This window comes from Bacteroides sedimenti (assembly GCF_040365225.1).
Taxonomy (GTDB): Bacteria; Bacteroidota; Bacteroidia; order Bacteroidales; family Bacteroidaceae; genus Bacteroides; species Bacteroides sedimenti.
This window is the reverse complement of record NZ_AP028055.1, coordinates 3,541,682-3,560,238: the sequence shown is the minus strand read 5'-3', so window position 1 is coordinate 3,560,238 and position 18,557 is coordinate 3,541,682. Positions and strand designations below refer to the sequence as shown.

The window sequence follows — 18,557 nt, the reverse complement described above, 5'->3', positions numbered from 1 at the left end:
CTGAAAATATTTAATAAGGGGAGCTGAAACGGATTATTCCGCATCAAGCTCCTTTCTTATATTAAGCAGTTCTTCTTTTATTTGATTCAACCGGCTGACTACTTCAAATGTATTAACCGTCTTTTCCTTATTGTCTTTCAATTTCTGACGGGCGCCGGGCAACGTCATTCCTTTCTCTTTAACCAGATGGTAAATAAGCTTAATATTCTCCAGATCCTCTTTTCTGTACTGACGCGTTCCTCTCGCATTTTTCCTTGGTTTAATAATAGGAAATTCTTTTTCCCAATAACGTAGTAAAGATTCGTTTACATCAAACATTGCAGCAACCTCTCCAATGGAGTAATACAATTTTAAGTCCTTATTTGAATTATATGCCATAACGTTCTATTTAAACATGAATAATTAAAATCTCATCTGGATAGTATTCAGCAGAAATATTCAAAACTGTCCATCTCACGTAAATGAAAGTTGCCAGAAATCATCAGTATCATCTGCAAATGAGCGTCAGTAGACTTATCTTCCCGCCTTTTAGGAGTTTTTAATGGGATCACCATCAATATTTCATGCTTTATGTGGTACAAAAATAATTAAAACAAGCTATCTTTGCAAATCATTTTTCGGAATATTAACTTGATAACTATATAATTGCTTATGTTGACAGCAAAAGAAATCAGAGAATCATTCAAATCTTTTTTTGAGTCAAAAGGACATCAGATCGTTCCTTCTGCTCCAATGGTAATTAAAGACGACCCCACATTGATGTTTACCAATGCCGGGATGAATCAGTTTAAAGATATTATCCTGGGTAACCAGCCCGCCAAATACCACCGTGTGGCCGACTCGCAGAAGTGTTTGCGCGTGAGTGGAAAACACAATGACCTGGAAGAGGTAGGCCACGACACATATCACCACACCATGTTCGAGATGTTGGGTAACTGGTCGTTTGGAGATTACTTTAAGAAAGAGGCGATTGAGTGGGCATGGGAATACTTGGTAACAGTTTTAAAACTTGATCCAAACCGCCTTTACGCCACAGTCTTTGAAGGAAACCCTTCCGAAGGACTGGAAAGAGACAATGAAGCTGCTGCAATCTGGGCACAATTCTTACCTGCCGACCGCATTATCAACGGAAACCGTCACGATAACTTCTGGGAAATGGGCGATACAGGTCCCTGCGGTCCTTGCTCCGAAATCCATATCGACTTACGTTCCGAAGAGGAACGCAAAGCAGTTAGCGGTCTTTCACTGGTAAACCAATCACACCCACAGGTTATTGAAATCTGGAACCTTGTGTTTATGCAATTCAACCGCAAGGCCGATGGCAGTCTGGAAGGACTTCCAGCAAAGGTTATCGATACCGGTATGGGCTTTGAACGTCTTTGCATGGCATTGCAGGGAAAAACCTCCAACTATGACACTGATGTATTCCAGCCAATTCTCAAAGAGATTGCAAAGATGGCCGGAACAGAATATGGCGTAAATGCACAGAATGATATTGCAATGCGTGTAATTGCAGACCACATCCGCACCATTGCTTTCTCTATCACCGATGGACAGCTGCCTTCAAACGCAAAAGCCGGATATGTAATCAGAAGAATCCTTCGCCGTGCCGTTCGTTACGGATATACATTCCTGAACCAGAAATCTGCCTTCATGTATAAACTGCTCCCTGTACTTATCGACAACATGGGCGATGCTTATCCTGAACTGATTTCTCAGAAAGAGCTGATTGAAAAGGTGATCAAGGAAGAAGAAGAATCATTCCTTCGCACCCTCGAAACAGGTATCCGCATGCTTGATAAAGCCATTGCCGATGTAAAAGCAGCCGGACAAAACAGCATCAGCGGAAAAGATGCGTTCACCCTTTACGATACATTCGGCTTCCCGTTAGACCTCACCGAACTTATCCTGAGAGAAAACGGATTAAATGTGGACCTGGAAGAGTTCAATTCAGAAATGCAGAAGCAGAAAGAACGTGCACGTAACGCGGCAGCTGTTGAAACTGGCGACTGGATTGTATTAAAGGAAGGTACTTCCGATTTTGTGGGATACGACTATACAGAATACGAAGTAGAAATCCTTCGCTACCGTCAGGTAAAACAAAAGAATCAAACACTTTATCAGCTGGTACTGGATCACACTCCTTTCTATGCCGAAAGCGGTGGCCAGGTAGGCGACACCGGTGTGATTGTCAGCGAATTCGAAACAATCGAGGTAATTACAACCAAGAAAGAAAACAATCTAGCTGTTCACATCACCAAAGAGCTTCCTAAACATCTCGAAGCGCCAATGATGGCTTGCGTAGATACCGACAAAAGAGCAGCCTGCGCTGCAAACCACTCGGCTACTCACCTACTCGACCAAGCGTTGCGTGAAGTTCTTGGCGAACATGTGGAACAGAAGGGCTCACTTGTTAGTCCGGATTCACTACGTTTCGACTTCTCTCACTTCCAGAAAGTGACCGATGAAGAGATTCGTCAGGTAGAACACATTGTTAATGCCCGAATCCGCGAAAATATCCAATTGAAAGAATACAGAAACATCCCTATTGCAGATGCAAAAGAGTTGGGAGCCATTGCACTGTTTGGCGAAAAATACGGAGATGAAGTACGCGTTATTGCCTTTGGTTCATCTATTGAATTCTGTGGTGGTACACACGTTTCAGCTACCGGAAACATCGGAATGCTGAAGATTGTATCAGAAAGCTCGGTTGCTGCAGGTGTAAGAAGAATCGAAGCCTTCACAGGAGCCAGGGTGGAAGAGATGCTGGACAACATTCAGGATACTCTTTCCGATCTGAAAGCTCTTTTCAACAATGTTCCCGACCTGAGCGCTGCCATCCGCAAATCTATCGAAGAGAATGCCGGATTGAAGAAACAGGTGGAAGATTTCATGAAAGAAAAACAGATTGAAATCAAGAATAAACTGCTGCAAAACGTTCAGGAAATCAACGGTATGAAACTAATCAGACTGGTAGCACCGCTTCCAGCCGAAACAGCTAAGAATATTGCTTTCCAATTGCGTGGAGAAATCACCGAGAACCTGCTCTTTGTAGCCGGAACAGAAGATGGCGGCAAGCCAATGCTTACCGTGATGATTTCCGACAACCTTGTTGCAGGTGGACTGAACGCCGGTAAACTGGTGAAAGAAGCAGCCAAGATGATTCAAGGCGGCGGCGGCGGACAAGCACACTTTGCTACTGCCGGTGGTAAAAACAAAGACGGACTTTGTGCAGCTGTTGATAAAGTCATTGAACTTGCAGGAAACTAATCAAAGCGTTTACTGAACATAACTAATAGAATCCGAGGGGGACTGTCATAATACATGGCAGTCCCTCTCTTTTTGCCCATCATGCCGACACCATTTCATCCGGCAAATTATGAGACAACCAAGAGAGTATGCAATAAAAAAAGCTATGCCCAACATAAGCTTCGTCGTAAAGACAAAAACTTAAGTTGGGCACAACCCGTAGATCAAAAATCGTGAATCAGGCGATTATTGACGATATACTTTTAAATTCGTAATCTTGCTCTTGAAGTCTCCCGCTTTCTCTAATGGGAAAACCAAAGTACGCACGTAGTTGATGGAACTCTTGCCTTCTTCATAAAGACGTTTCTGAGTGTTCAACTCCTCAACAACTTTTCCATTAACCAACAAACGGGTAGCCTGATTGTCTCCACTGATACCAATCGTTACATGTTCACCCGGAAGTACCTTATAGTTGAATGTGTTCAAATACCCATCACGAGCAAAGCCCATCATCCCCTTTATCGGGTCCGAAAGATAGAATACAGCATCTTGCGAACGGAAAAGCTCTGCACCTTTTGCTTCGGGTTCACCCTTTACGTCAAAAGAAACCAGATAATTGTAGCCTATTTCACGATAAGGCAATGTACTGCCAGGAGCCACCGAAGCTTGTTCATAAACCAATCCGGGCGCTTTACCTATTACTCCAAGCTGATTAACCCCCGGAGCCTCACTCAACAGAGCGCGTTGGTTGTCAAAATCGTCATAAGGAAGAGAAGCCTGCTTGCCTGTCCACATCTTAACCGCCAATGTCTGCAATGCAGGATAACAACGGTGATGAATATCTTTCGTTGAAATACCATTTCCCACATGGTCATTCCATACAGCAAACATACCTCCCAGTATGGCAGGGTCTTTTTCGTCAAAAACAACTTTGCCTACATGCACCGGAGTCCAGTTCTCATATAAATATTTCGTATTGAGGTAATCATAATAATAGCCTGCCTTAGGTACAATATAAACCAGTCCGTCAGGAACACTAATCAGTTTATACCCTTGCTTTTTCATCTCTACCGGGTCAGCATAACCATTATACCAGGCACCCATAATTACATTTTCCGATTTCACGGGAGTATCTCCTTTAGCGTGCGTCAATGCCCCCCAAACACAAGCTTGTTTGCCAAAGCTCTCTACAAAACGGATGTAGTGATCGGTGAAAGAGCGGAACTTTTCAACCACATCTTTCTTTGCATTCGAATATTCGTCAGTACCAATATGAACCTTCTTTCCACGGAACACAGGATTTTCCCCTTCCAGATATTCCTTAAACAGTCCATCCACAAAGGTATATGTTTCCGGGTTAAACAAATCGAGGTGATCCATACCGTACTCTTTGCTACCAATTTCAGGTTTATAATGAGTAAAAGCCAGCGAGTGTGCAGGCACGTCGATTTCCGGAATAATATCTACATAATTCTGCTCAGCAAGTTTCTGCAAGTCGATAAATTCCTTCTTGGTATAATATCCGTCTCTAGCAGCCAGTCCGGGATATGTATCCGATTCCAGACGGAACGCTGCGTACGTTTTCGACCAGTCGTTTTCGAATAATTTATAAAAGCCATTGTCGTTCAGGTGAATTTGCAGCGTATTCATCTTGTAATAAGACATAATCTTCACATAATCCTGCAAGAACGAAAGTGGAATGAATTTTCGTCCGCAATCTATCATAAAGCCACGGAGCGGATAATCCGGTGCATCTTTTATGGTACCTTTCGGTAACTGTCTGTTATCCGATTGCTCCGCTATCTGAAGCAAAGTACGGGTTCCCCAATATACCCCGATATATTCCGGAGCCGACAATTGTACACGGTCAGTCACCTTAATTGCATACCCTTCTTTCCCTAACTTCTTGTCTGCACGGCGTGAGAAAATAAAATCTCCTGCCCCTCCTTTTCCTTTTACCACTTCCAGAGAACGACCAAACATCGTTTTATAATCGTCGGCAAAAAGACGAGCAACGCGCTGAAGTTCAGTGTCGTTTACAGGATAGACAACTCTTGTATTTTCTGTTGGAATAAACATACCGTCGTTTCCTTTCCACTCTTTCAATTCGGGAATTACAAATGGTTTCGGATTAACCACAGCCTTCCCTTCTACCGAAGCGAAAAGCAAGAAAGCCACTAAAGTGCAAATGTAAGTTACATGTCTCATTTTGTGCTAATTGTTTAAGGTGTATTAATCTCACAAAGATAAGATATATTTTAAAATATTTTTCCAACTTAGACACAATATATTGCATAAATAAAATATATAAGAGAGATCTTCCCATAGATTTGTTTTAAAAAAGTCGCACAATTCACGCAAGTCGCGCACCCAGAGGATATTAGACTAATAATCAATAAAATACAAGTGCGTGACTTCTTTATATTGACCAATTGCCAACTTTATTCAGAACTTTAAAACTAAAATAGTATTCGACACAGTTAAAGCTCAATGGCCTTATTTTATGAGGTCCATAAGGATTTACTATTTACTTTGCTTCGGGCAGACCGAAACAAGAACTTGCTAAAAAGCTCAATAAACTCTTTGCCGATGTAGATAGATGTACCATTCCTGATTTTCAACAGTCTTGCGCCACATTCCGGCTGTACTCTTTAATGCATTAATAAAAATGGAATCATAATAAGGCCTTTCTTTAGGAGCATATTTTTTATGCATAATACGAATTCCTTTAATATTCAAATCCTTATCAAATAGCATGAAAAAATATTCATTAACATTGAATTCGTCATAATTATAATCTGGGTGATTGACATATTTCGACAAAATGTATGCTGATAATGAGTCATTTCCACCATTAAATTCTACTCCTCCAGGGTAAGCAATCTTTTTTTCTCCATTTACAGAATAATAAATTTCTCTATTCTTTTTCAACAGAAAGCTAATTGGTTGACCATATATATCTTTAATAGCTTGTTGCCGGATTTTCTTCCCTGAACTACATCCGCAGAATCCTATAAAAAGGACAATGAGCAATACAAAAGATCTTAATCTAATAATCATAATCAAATCTTTTTATATAACACTAAATTTCACATTTACGATATTATATAGACAGCGTCACAATATTTATAAATTCATTATTTAAGAACTTTGATTGGATATGCATACAGCTAAAACCCTGGATGACATTTCAATTTCTCTTTAATGTCATAACTTTAAATATTGTGATTTAAATATTTGAAGTTATTGAATATCAGGTGGACTAAAACTGTTTAAAGGAAATGGACAAAAAGGATAGGCATGGAAAACTTCATAAATTTTCAATTTGCCATTCCGATCTTTTATTACCCAGCAATTCCTATCAGGATTTATTTCGGCACTTATCTCACTTAAATTCTTTACATTATTCGACGATATATATTTCTCAACACCAGAATAAATTTTTATTATCTTATCATTTAATTCTGTTTGCAGAAATGATCCACTTTGAAACTGAGGGTCTTCTTCAGTTAACGACGTTGAACCAAAATAAAATAAAATATCAGAATTATACTGATCTTTTTTATCAATATACAATTCATAAACTTTACTCGGTTTATTCATTTCCATAATGCTGTCAAGTACTCTTTCAATATCATGTCTAAGTCTGACATTTTCTGTTTTCACATTCTGCTGTCTACATGAAATTAATGTCAGGGCAGACAGCATTAATAAAATTGTTTTTTTCATTTGGTCTATCACAATATATTTTAAAAACACTCTATTATTTCAATTACATTAAACATTTTCAACCTTATTCAATGATATTAATTCTTAGCTCCATTTATTTCCATTATTTCAACACTTGCTCGCTATACAAATTATTAAACATCTATTTTTCCCGTTTGCACAGGTTATAATCTCATTCTATTTTAGGGAAGATTACTTCATTTTTTACGCTCTGAACTATTGTAAATATTTGTATTAAATATCCAGAAAACGCCAGCATAATCATCAAAACATGACAAATAATTATTAATAAATAAAAAATAAAAAATTGTTCTCTTTTGATTATAGGTAAAACCTTTTTTTAATCTAAAACGATTCTCTCCTTCATCGATACAATAAATACGCATAAAGTCTTTAAAATCAATATTTCTATATGCTTTCTCCAGATATTTATCTAAATAAAATGATTCGACTTTTCCTTGCGACTGAAGCTCCATTTTTTGGTTTAATACTTTTTTCAGAAAAGATAAATAGTCAAAATCAAATGATCCATCATCATATAACATCCTTAAGTCTCTCGATCGAACCTCTAATATTTTCCCATTTTCTCCTTTGCAATAAAAAGGATATCTTTCAAATTTAGACGGCCAAATATCTCTGGAAACTAATTTGATGAAATGTTCATCAATAGATATTTTATTTTTATTACAAGAACACATAATTAACAATGCACAGCATAGCAATGTAATAAAGTTAATCGATTTCATAATTTAATTTTTTTAATGCAATAATACATATCCACCAACTTAACCAAATCAGTAAACACTATGTAACGACATTATATTTTTCACTTAGTATCCACTCTCATCAATTTAATACATACTTGTCTTAATATTTATCTATTCCCGTAATAGCTTGGTGAAAGCACATTGTTACTTACCTTTAACTGACCACCGTCGTAAGAAATATATAACCTCATAATAACAGGTTGATTATCTCATAATATATCTTTTAATCTCTTTTACTAAATATGTATTCTGAAAAGCTACCATTTATCAATGTTAGTATATGAAACTCCGAATTGATCATCACTTTCAAGGGTGTAATATCGATTTAGAAAAAAGTAATATGAAATTGTGGAAGCATACATATGAATGTCTGTTTTTAGCTGTAAAAAATAGAAACCTCTTTTTTCATCATATTTACAGAACCTATCAATAAGTCCTTCTAACCCTTCTTGATTATAGAGAATTGTAATGTAAGGCATTAATTTAAACCTCCTTTTATAGTCATAAACTATTGTTGATTTTTTAAAATCCACCTTTATTCTTTGATTCAATGCCTCATATGCAAAATCATAAAACTTTTTATATTTATTTACATAACCTCTTTTATATAGTTTGTGTAGCTGGTTTATATTTAAAACATATATACTGTCATCTACTCCGATTGTAAAAACAAGATTAAAATCAGGTCTTGGATCAAAAATTGGATCAGTTGGACTGCAAATCTTTTTAATTTCTGATAAAGTATAAATATCTTTATCTGCGGGTCCACAGCCCATCAGCATTACTATTAAAGAAAAAAGAATACTGTATTTCATAATTTCACATTTACAAAATTATATAAACAGTGTCCACTATTTATAAATTCATTATCTAACAAATTGAATTGTAAACATATAAAACCATACCCAATCTGTGTTTTTCCGATATAGATATTAAAAATATCATTCACCTTTCTCCTCTTCAAAACTTATTTTTCTCTTGTAGTCAAATTTAAGACCATAAGGATTGATAAACACCTTTTTGAATACAAGATACTGGCCATTAACGAGAACAATTGTCCAATAATAATTATAAAACATTTCCTTATACATTTTGAATTTAAATTGTTTGTCAACAGATGTCAAGGATAACATTTCTTCTATTCCTGTATATACAAAAAAACCAACATTCTTTCTTACAGAGGCAAAAAGAAGAGGTTTTCTTGCACTCATATATTCTTCAAATGGCTTTTTTATTGCTTTATTAGGATAGGCTATACTTGCTCTTAAAAGAATATATGTTTCATTAATCCTTTTATCAATATACATTTCAAAAAAACAGCTATCATTTTTAACTTCTTCCACAAAAGCATTTAATAGACTATCCATTTTCTTGTTAAAAACAAATTGTCCTGCAAATTGAATATTTTGTATATTATCACTTTTCTTTGTGCTTTTAGATAAAATTAAATATGCATTCAAGATTAGCGATGCAATCAAAACAAATAACCCTATATTCCTAACTATCTTCATATTGTTATTATTTCACAGCTACTCTTTGTCACAATTTAAACAACTTAAATCTTCCATGCAGGTTACTTTTAATCCTGCAGACTTTCACTATAATCCCCCTTTCAGCAAATATAATAAATTATACTTATTCATTGTTGTTATTGATTATATATATAAGACAATCAAACAAATAAACCTTTATTTTGACATGAAAAGATAAAACTTATATGTATTACTACTATTATTCAGAAATATTCATTTTGTTATCCGATCTGTTGAATAAGTTGATTATATAATCTTTCAACTCTCTTGTCAGTTTATAAACATTGCTTTCACCGATAACTTTCGCATCAAACTCTCCCACGCAAATTGGAATAATACACTTCTCGGTGTAAATATTAATTTTGGCTCTTGTATCAATAATATCAGCAATTGGATGTAATTCAGATATGTATTTTGTAAACTGCTCAACATCTTTCTTATTTTTTAAAAGAATCTTTTCACTAGAAACTGAAAAAGACTTATTTAGATTATCAACAAGCTGTTTTGTAGATCTATACTTTACACCATTCCACGTTAGTGTTTTACCATCGGCATAAAGAAGCATTTTTCCGCTTGTTTTATCGGGATATATTACATTTATTCGTTTCTCAATATTACCTTCAACAATTTTCAAATTGTTTAAACAAAGTATTAAATCAGAGATATCTCTTTTATTCGATATTATTTTCAAACCTGGCTTTGCTAATTCTTCAAATGTTTCACAAACAATAGTAACAGTTGTATAAATATCAAAGTCATAAAATAGAACTTCAACTTTATTGATGCTGTTTAATGGGATATTAAAAGGATCATTCTTTGCTTCAACCTTCACCATTACTAATAGGCACAAAATCGTTAATACAATACATCTCGACATATTCATACTATTTGTTTTTATTAGGTTGTACCGTTACCGATTCGATACGTATCGTGTTTTATAAGATTCAATATTTTTTCTTATAAATCTTTTTCAAGATTTATTTCATTTTTGTTTGGTATAAATATCAAAATTGTGATTCCTCATATGAAGATATAATTTTAAGTATCATTGTTTCCCTTTCTGCAAAGTTAGAAAACCATCTTCTACCATATTAGGCAAATATAATAAAAAATATTTATGCGATGGGTAATACTTTAAATAATAACCTTGTTCTTTTAACACCAGATATAGAGATTATTGCGGATGGGTGGCAGAGGTGGCACTAAAAAAGGATGTTTTTCGGTTTCAGAAATTGAAAAATGAAAATTCTTTTAAAATACTTTTTTTCGATTTACAATTTACAGAAAGGTAATAGGGTTGTTTTCTCTGCCACCTCTGCCACCTATCATTATATACTATACTCATTATCAATGGAATAAAATTTACGAATAAAAGGTTCGGGGCGGCAGACAATTGCTTTCGCTACCAATTAAAACCTTGTATTGGGCTCATTACTGGTTAAAAATGTCTCACGATGGTGTAGATGGTGTAGATGGTGTAGATAAAACGTCTGTTTTTCGATTCTAAAAAATGGAAAATGAAAATTCTTCTAAAATACTTTTTTTCGAATATGATTTTCTGGAAGCGGAAAAGGGTTGTTTTTACTCCACCCTCTACACCCCAGCAAATAAAATACAGTTGATTATCTTGCACTTACGTACAAAGCACAAATGATTTAGAAAATTTGTCACTTCCTTTGTGTAGAAGTTACTACCTAGCTAGTCTGATTAACAGGCTGTCTCAACATACTAATCCATTGTTCAGAATGAACTAACCAAAACAACGGCAATGATTAGCTCAATCTTGTACATGTTTCAGCCCAATCATGTACATGTTTGGATTCAATCTTGTACATGATTACCCCCTAATCTTGTACATGATTGGGATAATACGTCTCGAAGTTTTGGTTAACTAATCGAGTTGTTTTGGTTAATTAATCGAGATATGTTCAGTAAATGCCGGCTTTGGTTTGATGGGCTCGTGACGGAAAAACCAATGACCGTTCCTTCACTTTAAATTATTCGAATAAATGTCTACACCTAACCTCTTTGCAAGATAACCTTTCATCAGATTATTAGGTACAAATCTGAACAGCAGGCTTACAGGAGCAGAGGAGAATCAGCTTTTCATCAGATTATCCGGCAGGAATCCGGGGATTACTCCACCTGTTCCTGCGGATAGTTAACCAGATAGAGGGTCTCCGTGGCACGGGTGATGGCGGTATATAGCCATCGGAAGTAATCGGGGGTCAGCATTTCGGGGGTTAAATATCCCTGGTCCAGAAACACCTTTTTCCACTGCCCGCCCTGGGCCTTGTGGCAGGTCACGGCATATCCGTACTTCACCTGAAGTGCGTTATAGTGAGGGTCGGCTTTCATCTTCTTCATCCGCTCGCGTTTGGTGGAGATGTCAGCATAATCTTCCAGAACAGAATAGAAAAGGCGGTCGTTTTCTTCCCTGGAAAGTGCCGGAGAATCGGAACGAAGTGTGTCGAGCAGCACGGTGGCTTCCAGTTCATAATCGTTATAGTCGGGCAAAATGAGCTGAACATCGGCAAAACGAAATCCGTAAATTTCGCGGGTTCTTCGTACACGGCGCACCACCGCCATATCGCCGTTGGCAATAAAGTCTATCCCTTGGGAATTCTGTGTCCAGTAATAGTTATTCTTTGCCACCATCAGCAAATCGCCCCCACTGAGTTCTTCCTCTCTGTAGAGTATCGTATTGCGAATGCCGTTGTTGTAGATATTTGCCCGTTTATTGGAACGGCATACAACGATTGTTTCGTCCATCCCCACCTTGTCATAGCAACTGCTTATCTCCTCAATCAGTTCAGAGCCGGGCAAGAGTCGGATATCGGGAAACCCTTTTACCCTTATTTTGGGCAATGCATCTACATCTCCCTGCGAAATGAGTTTCCTGAGAGCCGTGGCATTCCAGAGAATCCCCGAGTCGTCAAGCTGACGCACCACCTCGGTCAGGTTCATCTCCCGCACTGCCAGTCCGTACCCTTTCAGGATATCGGCCACAAGTGCCGGGCTCTCCTCCTGCCCCACCGGAGGAAGCTGGGCCGTATCGCCCATCAACAGCAAGCGGCACCCTTCGCCCGAATAAACATAATGCACCAAATCGTCGAGAAGCCGTCCCGTGCCAAACGAAGTGCCCGAAAGTCCGTCGTTAGAAATCATGGAAGCCTCATCAACAATAAAGAGTGTGTGGGTGTGCAGGTTATCGTTCAGCGAAAAGTTGGAGAGTTCGTTGCTGAACGACTGCTGGCGGTATATTTTCTTGTGAATAGTATAAGCCGGATGGCCGGAGTATCCGGAGAACACCTTGGCAGCCCTACCGGTTGGTGCCAGCAGGATGGATTTCTGCCCCAACTTCGTCATGGTTTTCACCACAGCCGAGACCAGGGATGTTTTACCGGTTCCGGCATATCCCCTGAGAATAAACACGGCATCGTTTACTGGCGAAAGCATAAAATCGGCCAGTTCCTCTACAGTACGGGTTTGACCGGTAGTGAAATCGTGAGGGAAATTTTCCTTAATTTGACCAACCAGATAGCTATTAATCATTTTTTGTTATATATTTGCGCTACGAATATAAACTAAAAAAAGAGATTTTTCAGTGTTGTAAAACAACAATCTTTTTTTAATCGCCACAACATGACTGAAGAGGTAAACACACCACAAATAGATTATTCCAGAACCGGGCAATACACACTCACCGTTCGCCTGACAACTGAAGAGTTCTTTTACTCCATCTATAACCCTACGAATGAGAAGGCGTATAGTTTCTTGTCGAAAGCGACCAACGAAAATCTCTCCATGGCGGCCAATGTAAAAGACGCCCTCAAGGAGAACGAATTTCTGAAGCATAGCTATAAAAGAGTAAATGTACTGGTGGTGACCCGGCGGTTTACCCTGATTCCTTTCGAACTTTTTGAGGATGAGCAGGCCGAAACAATTCTTTATCACAACCACCCCCGGCAGGACAATGAGGTAGTTCTTTACAACATCTTGAAAAAGGCTAATGTTGTGGTTGTCTTCGCAATTGATAAGAGCGTTTACCAGCAGATGAAGGAACAGTTCCCAGATGCCAGCTTCTACTGCCATGCAAGTACGCTTGCCGAATACTATTCCGGGCTCAGCAAACAGGGAAATAACCTGAAAATGTACGCCTGTCTGCGAGAAAAATCGGTAGATGTGCTCTGCTATGAACGGGGCCGCCTCTTGCTTATCAACAACTTTAAGTGCAGTGCAACGTCAGACATCATCTATTACCTGCTCTATGTATGGAAAGAGCTGGACTTTAACCAAGAAAGAGACGAGCTGCATCTCTCCGGAAATTTCGCCGATAAAGAAGGCGTTGTAAACGGGCTCAAAAGATTTGTGAGGCAGTTGTTTGTCATTAAACCTGATTCAGTTTTTTCATCAGACGGAAACGTGAAAACAGAGAAAATCCCTTTCGACCTGCAGGCCCTCTCTTTGTGCGATTTATAGACAGTGTAGAGAATGTACATCTCAATGAGATGGTAACCAATCTGATGGGCTGAATATATTTCACTATAGCATATCTGATAACATCTATAAATCTCTCCAGAAAACAGAGAGGGCGAGTCTGAAACAACCCGCCCTTTTATACGTCTTTGTATTCTCTACAGAGACTTTAGATTTAAGAAATAAGATACTGATTCACAAATCAGGATATTGATTTAATCAACTGTCATATAATATACAACCAGGAATAATCTTATTTTATCCGGTTTTCATATTTCTTCAACAGAAACCTTGCATAAGTCAACAACTCACCTTTTGGCTCTGCCTTTACAGGATTTGTGGAATTCACCCATGAATTTTCAAAAGCATCGATTTCCTTATCCAGCTTTTTCTGGTCGAATTCCTTATCACTCTCGGCGGCAAGAATAACTGCATCCATATACATATTCCAACGTTTTGAATAGTAATCCTTTATCAGTCCGGCCCAGGTACGACTGGCGTAATCATTCAGTCTGCCTCCCCAGGTAGTGATTAGATTACGGGCATTCTTCTCGTAATAATCTTTTAGTTGCGGGCCATCACCCAATGCGCGTGCATCAGCAATCCATTTGTCTAATGTACAGTACGGGTGGAAAGCGTTGAGAGACTCCAAATCATTCAGAATCTCCTTCATTTCTGCTGCTCGGGCCTTTAGTGCAGGGAGGTCCTTTTCAGCATACATTTGGTCGAATTCTTTTTTCACATTCAGGAAGTGGTTGCCTAACAGCTGACGTCCCACAGTGATAACATCCACACGCATGGCATCTCTTTTACAATCGGGAGCCTGCAGCAACTTAGCCCACACTTTCAGCAAAGTTGCATTCTGGTAGCCGTTGTCACTACGTTTATACGAATCTTTCATCACCGGACGGAAATTTGGTAAAACGCCCAATGTCTTAGGAACCTGAACATATATCTGGTTAAAAAGAATATCCCATGCTTCACGAACGGGTTGCGAAGCATAACCGACATGTCTGTCGGCAAGGCTTTCGAGCCATGCTGCATTTTCGTTCTTCAGATTCCATGCCTTTTCAAAAATGTATTCATAGGGGAATTGCATCACATCAAGTCCTTCGAGGGTAGAACCAACACCTTTGAAGTTGGCACCACCATTAATCAGTGCGTTATCAAGTCGTTTCCCGCTCTCTTTTACATTTCCGGTAAGAGTGGTGTTTCCTCCGAAATTTCCAAGATAACACCAGATGTATGGCTGACCGTGAAAACGTTCCGTTGTTTTCCACAGTTCTGTATTTTCACAGTGATAATCGAGCAGATACATTTTATCCTGAGGCACTCCTTTCAAGAGGGCTTCGATGCGCGGTGCCGTCCACTTCGCACGATCAAAATAAAACATCCAAGTCATCTGCAACCAGATAGCTTTTGAGTCGGCAGCCGTTAATGTGCGATACATATCGGACGAGACTTTTCTTAAGTAATCGGGTTCCCAGCTGGGCGGATCTACCTCATTAAATGGGTCTAACCCATAAATATGGTCGGTTCCAAAGAGCCGTGTCTGCTCCTGGAGGAATTGTTTCTGTATTTTGGCAAACAACGGATCTTCAGGATTCAGGAAACTACACCGGTAAGCATCTTCAAATCCGGCCCATTTACTTAAATATTGAATATTTGCATCGGGATAAATCCGTTTCAAAACACCAGGAACATGACCGGCAAAAGCAGGCAATACGGGTTTCATGCTAAGCTCACGTTCACGAGATAGAATCTTCTTTTGTAATTCAACCTGATTATCAAGCCATTCCATTGGCAGAGGACCATTCCACCCGTCAATGTTTGCCATGCGATGCCACGGAAGATAAGTTGGTCCGGTGAAATAGGAACGAATTTCCTGGTCGGATAATCCTAATTTCCTCCAAACTTTGTACCATACTGCTTCCTGCCCTGTAATGGCAAGAGGCATGTTTATACCATTGAGTGCCATCCAGTCGATAAACCGTTCCCAATCTTTCCACTGCCACCAGGTCATTGTATACCCGTAGGTGCAATAATTCAGGAAGAACCTTTTGTCTACTTTCGCCTCTACCCGGATTTTGTTTTTCACGGCGGGCAATGTATCCGGCATTTCAACCGGGATATCTGCGTACCAGGAAACAGTTGTAAGGCAATAGTATTTTAAATAATAATTCAGTCCCATTGCCATCGAATTGGCATTGTTACCACTTATCACGATTTTATTTTGCCCGGACTCCAGTTGAAAACAGTCCTTGCCGTTTACTGGTTTCAGCTCTTTAAACTGAATTTTTTCGGAATAAGACGGGATAAGTCGTTTTACCAATGCTTGCATTGATGCAACATCTTTCCCTTTTGCACCTGCCATTAGGGAGAGGAAGAACAGGCAAACAAACAGATAAATGCTTTTTTTCATCATTTGATTATAATTTTATATAGATTCTTTTTCTGAACAAGATATATCCGAGAATCCAGTTTAAGAACAAAAACAGGACTGCATACATAAAGGAACCAAAATAGTCTCCAAACATCGGATTGAGGAATGTATCAAACATAAAAAGGTTGACTTTCCACAAACGGAACAGCTCACCAAAAATATATCCTACCACATACAACAAAAGCGGATTTGCACCAAAAACTTCAAAGAATGAGAACCACTTCTTATGCTGTTTCACATCAATAACATAAACCATAGCAGCCAGCGAAAGCGCTGCAACACCACAGGTAACCAGCACGAAGCTGGGCGACCATAAACGTTTGTTGAGCGGACATGCGTAGCTTAACAGAAAGCCTGCAAACAGCAAACAAGTTCCCATCAGAAAGAAATTCAGCATACGCTGCTGATTATCTTTCATGTTAACAATGATTTTCCCGCATACAAAACCAATCATTACTTGTGCAATAGCCGGGATGGAGCTTAACAGACCTTCAGGATCAACAAACTGTTTACCTTGAAGATACATGTGATCGTTACCTAAAATCGCAGAATCAACTATTGCGATAATATTATCGGCACTCTTCTCGAATCCGTTTCCTACAATCTGAAGAATGAAGTATCCTGTTAAAAGGAGTATTGCAACCGGAAGGAAGCGCTTATGTGGAATAAACAAAGCCATAATTGCTGTAACGCCGTAACAAATACCCAACCGCTGCATGACTCCCATTATGCGCAGATGATCCAAGTCAATCAAGGTTCCGCTTTCGCAGGAACCTATAAACCACTTCATCGCAACCCCTATCAGGAATAACAAACCTGCGCGTTTTACAATTTTCCGGATAGCAGGTTTCCACTGAAAATCATATTTCCGAAGTGAGATATAGGTTGAGATTCCCATCAGGAACATAAACATCGGGAATACAAGGTCGGCAGGGGTAAAACCATCCCACTTTGCATGGCGCAATGGTTCGTAAGGAAACCCGCAGGCTCCGGCATTGTTGACTAATATCATCCCGGCAATGGTGATTCCTCTCAAAACATCGAGTGAGAGTAGCCGTTTTGACTGATTTATATTATCCATAGCTATTTTATTTATTCAAGTTGTTTTAATCAAAAGTTCATGAGGCACATCAAGGTAGAGAATGCAGCCAACACGGCTCCTATAAGTGTTTCATAAGGAACCAACTTCATTCTTTCCCTGAAAGAGAGTTCGCACACGCCTCCTGTTGCATGAAAGAAAGAACCGTGAGGCAGGTGGTCTAAAACTGTTGCTCCGGAATTTATCATCGCTGCGCCCCATGCGGCAGATATACCCACAGCCATGATTGTATCGGCAAAAGATGCCGAAGCGAGTGTTGCACCTGCTGTTGTTGAAGCAGTAGCTGCCGACATCAGCGCTCCTGATATAGGAGCAATGGTCACTTCATTGAAATGAGCCTGACTGAGCAACTGAAGAATCCAGTCCTTTAGAGTTGAGTTCTTGATAACACCGGCAATAGTTCCGGTTCCTATGAGTAATATGGCTACTGTCGACATCTTTTGCAAACCAAACTCCATGCTTATAAGAATATTTTTCCACTGTTTCATGCAGATGATGCCACAAAGTCCGCCAACAGGCAAAGCAAGTAATGGGTCAATGGTGATACCCAGCAAAGAGCGCAGCGCCAATAATAAAATAGTTACGACGGGGGCAACCAGGCTACTGGCAAGAGAAGGCAATGACTGGTCGTCAGACGCCTCTTGCTCATTTCTGATATTCACAAATTTCTTAGGGATAAGCCGTACAACAACATACACAGTGAATAAAAGCCCCAACAGAGCTGGGATAATATTGGAGAACATAACAGAAGACAAGTCGGCTCTGAAGTTCTCGGCTGCAATAATGGTGTTTGGATTGGGAGAGATAATATTTCCACATTTTCCTCCGCCAATCATGGCTATTAATAATACGGAAGGAGAAAGTCCCAGGCGTTTACCGATGGAAAGGGCAATAGGTGCTACGGTGATTACCGCCACATCAATAAATACCCCCACGGCGCATAACAACATAGTGGCCAGTGCTAATGCAAAGAACACGTGTTTTTCACCTAGTTTATGAATGATAGCATTGGATATTGTAGCGGCTGCTCCCGTTTTAACGAGAATACCCGACAATACACCTGCTGTAAGAATCCGAATAATAGCGGGAGTTATATCCTTAACCCCGTCAGTCATCACTTTTACTGTTTCTGTTAGTGGAAGTCCACCAAGCAAACCTCCGATAATTGCTCCGGCAATGAGGCTGTAAGTTGGATGGATTTTCTTTATGATTAAGTACACGGATATCAATAATCCGATTAATGCGCCAATTGCTGTCAT

14 protein-coding genes are annotated in these 18,557 nt (G+C 39.0%); 2 read left to right on the top strand and 12 right to left on the bottom strand.

The window, feature by feature from the left end; all coding sequences use genetic code 11:
* Positions 1–33: 33 nt before the first annotated feature.
* On the bottom strand, positions 34–378 hold the full coding sequence (locus ABWU87_RS14160; protein WP_353331808.1) for a MerR family transcriptional regulator: 345 nt from the start codon (positions 376–378) through the stop codon (positions 34–36).
* Positions 379–651: 273 nt separating this feature from the next.
* Here ABWU87_RS14160 and alaS point away from each other — a divergent pair, with 273 nt between their 5' ends.
* Positions 652–3,270 (top strand): alanine--tRNA ligase, encoded by a 2,619-nt coding sequence (gene alaS, locus ABWU87_RS14155; RefSeq protein ID WP_353331806.1) that lies wholly within the window; start codon positions 652–654, stop codon positions 3,268–3,270.
* A gap of 225 nt (positions 3,271–3,495) precedes the next feature.
* Here alaS and ABWU87_RS14150 read toward each other — a convergent pair whose 3' ends face one another.
* The 8 genes from ABWU87_RS14150 to ABWU87_RS14115 form a co-directional block, all read right to left on the bottom strand.
* Positions 3,496–5,457 (bottom strand): family 20 glycosylhydrolase, encoded by a 1,962-nt coding sequence (locus ABWU87_RS14150; protein ID WP_353331804.1) that lies wholly within the window; start codon positions 5,455–5,457, stop codon positions 3,496–3,498.
* A 363-nt stretch (positions 5,458–5,820) separates the two neighbouring features.
* Positions 5,821–6,309 (bottom strand): hypothetical protein, encoded by a 489-nt coding sequence (locus tag ABWU87_RS14145; protein WP_353331802.1) that lies wholly within the window; start codon positions 6,307–6,309, stop codon positions 5,821–5,823.
* A gap of 183 nt (positions 6,310–6,492) precedes the next feature.
* Positions 6,493–6,978, bottom strand: coding sequence for a hypothetical protein (locus ABWU87_RS14140; protein WP_353331800.1), 486 nt, complete (start codon positions 6,976–6,978; stop codon positions 6,493–6,495).
* 197 nt (positions 6,979–7,175) lie between these two features.
* The gene (locus ABWU87_RS14135; protein WP_353331798.1) at positions 7,176–7,724 is read right to left on the bottom strand and encodes a hypothetical protein; all 549 of its coding nucleotides are present in this window, start codon (positions 7,722–7,724) and stop codon (positions 7,176–7,178) included.
* A 278-nt stretch (positions 7,725–8,002) separates the two neighbouring features.
* Positions 8,003–8,560: a hypothetical protein gene (locus tag ABWU87_RS14130; RefSeq protein ID WP_353331796.1), complete on the bottom strand. Its 558-nt coding sequence runs from the start codon at positions 8,558–8,560 to the stop codon at positions 8,003–8,005.
* A 126-nt stretch (positions 8,561–8,686) separates the two neighbouring features.
* On the bottom strand, positions 8,687–9,256 hold the full coding sequence (locus ABWU87_RS14125; protein WP_353331794.1) for a hypothetical protein: 570 nt from the start codon (positions 9,254–9,256) through the stop codon (positions 8,687–8,689).
* Positions 9,257–9,476: 220 nt separating this feature from the next.
* Positions 9,477–10,160, bottom strand: coding sequence for a hypothetical protein (locus tag ABWU87_RS14120; RefSeq protein WP_353331792.1), 684 nt, complete (start codon positions 10,158–10,160; stop codon positions 9,477–9,479).
* A gap of 1,253 nt (positions 10,161–11,413) precedes the next feature.
* Positions 11,414–12,832 (bottom strand): ATP-dependent DNA helicase, encoded by a 1,419-nt coding sequence (locus ABWU87_RS14115; protein ID WP_353331790.1) that lies wholly within the window; start codon positions 12,830–12,832, stop codon positions 11,414–11,416.
* 90 nt (positions 12,833–12,922) lie between these two features.
* On the opposite strand from ABWU87_RS14115, the gene ABWU87_RS14110 reads away from it, so the two are divergent.
* Entirely contained in the window at positions 12,923–13,759 is an 837-nt protein-coding gene (locus ABWU87_RS14110) for a DUF3822 family protein (protein ID WP_353331788.1), read from the top strand.
* Between the two features lie 250 nt (positions 13,760–14,009).
* Here ABWU87_RS14110 and ABWU87_RS14105 read toward each other — a convergent pair whose 3' ends face one another.
* From ABWU87_RS14105 to ABWU87_RS14095, 3 genes are read right to left on the bottom strand one after another with little or no spacing between them, the layout of a single operon-like run.
* The gene (locus ABWU87_RS14105; protein ID WP_353331786.1) at positions 14,010–16,181 is read right to left on the bottom strand and encodes an alpha-N-acetylglucosaminidase; all 2,172 of its coding nucleotides are present in this window, start codon (positions 16,179–16,181) and stop codon (positions 14,010–14,012) included.
* 4 nt (positions 16,182–16,185) lie between these two features.
* The gene (locus tag ABWU87_RS14100; protein ID WP_353334483.1) at positions 16,186–17,271 is read right to left on the bottom strand and encodes an acyltransferase family protein; all 1,086 of its coding nucleotides are present in this window, start codon (positions 17,269–17,271) and stop codon (positions 16,186–16,188) included.
* 38 nt (positions 17,272–17,309) lie between these two features.
* Positions 17,310–18,557 (bottom strand): GntP family permease, encoded by a 1,248-nt coding sequence (locus ABWU87_RS14095; protein ID WP_353331785.1) that lies wholly within the window; start codon positions 18,555–18,557, stop codon positions 17,310–17,312.

What these genes read in the sequence shown, in the direction of transcription:
- ABWU87_RS14160 (WP_353331808.1), bottom strand. Translation starts at nt 378, where the DNA reads ATGGCATATAATTCAAATAAGGACTTAAAATTGTATTACTCCATTGGA.
- alaS (WP_353331806.1), top strand. Translation starts at nt 652, where the DNA reads ATGTTGACAGCAAAAGAAATCAGAGAATCATTCAAATCTTTTTTTGAG.
- ABWU87_RS14150 (WP_353331804.1), bottom strand. Translation starts at nt 5,457, where the DNA reads ATGAGACATGTAACTTACATTTGCACTTTAGTGGCTTTCTTGCTTTTC.
- ABWU87_RS14145 (WP_353331802.1), bottom strand. Translation starts at nt 6,309, where the DNA reads ATGATTATTAGATTAAGATCTTTTGTATTGCTCATTGTCCTTTTTATA.
- ABWU87_RS14140 (WP_353331800.1), bottom strand. Translation starts at nt 6,978, where the DNA reads ATGAAAAAAACAATTTTATTAATGCTGTCTGCCCTGACATTAATTTCA.
- ABWU87_RS14135 (WP_353331798.1), bottom strand. Translation starts at nt 7,724, where the DNA reads ATGAAATCGATTAACTTTATTACATTGCTATGCTGTGCATTGTTAATT.
- ABWU87_RS14130 (WP_353331796.1), bottom strand. Translation starts at nt 8,560, where the DNA reads ATGAAATACAGTATTCTTTTTTCTTTAATAGTAATGCTGATGGGCTGT.
- ABWU87_RS14125 (WP_353331794.1), bottom strand. Translation starts at nt 9,256, where the DNA reads ATGAAGATAGTTAGGAATATAGGGTTATTTGTTTTGATTGCATCGCTA.
- ABWU87_RS14120 (WP_353331792.1), bottom strand. Translation starts at nt 10,160, where the DNA reads ATGAATATGTCGAGATGTATTGTATTAACGATTTTGTGCCTATTAGTA.
- ABWU87_RS14115 (WP_353331790.1), bottom strand. Translation starts at nt 12,832, where the DNA reads ATGATTAATAGCTATCTGGTTGGTCAAATTAAGGAAAATTTCCCTCAC.
- ABWU87_RS14110 (WP_353331788.1), top strand. Translation starts at nt 12,923, where the DNA reads ATGACTGAAGAGGTAAACACACCACAAATAGATTATTCCAGAACCGGG.
- ABWU87_RS14105 (WP_353331786.1), bottom strand. Translation starts at nt 16,181, where the DNA reads ATGATGAAAAAAAGCATTTATCTGTTTGTTTGCCTGTTCTTCCTCTCC.
- ABWU87_RS14095 (WP_353331785.1), bottom strand. Translation starts at nt 18,557, where the DNA reads ATGACAGCAATTGGCGCATTAATCGGATTATTGATATCCGTGTACTTA.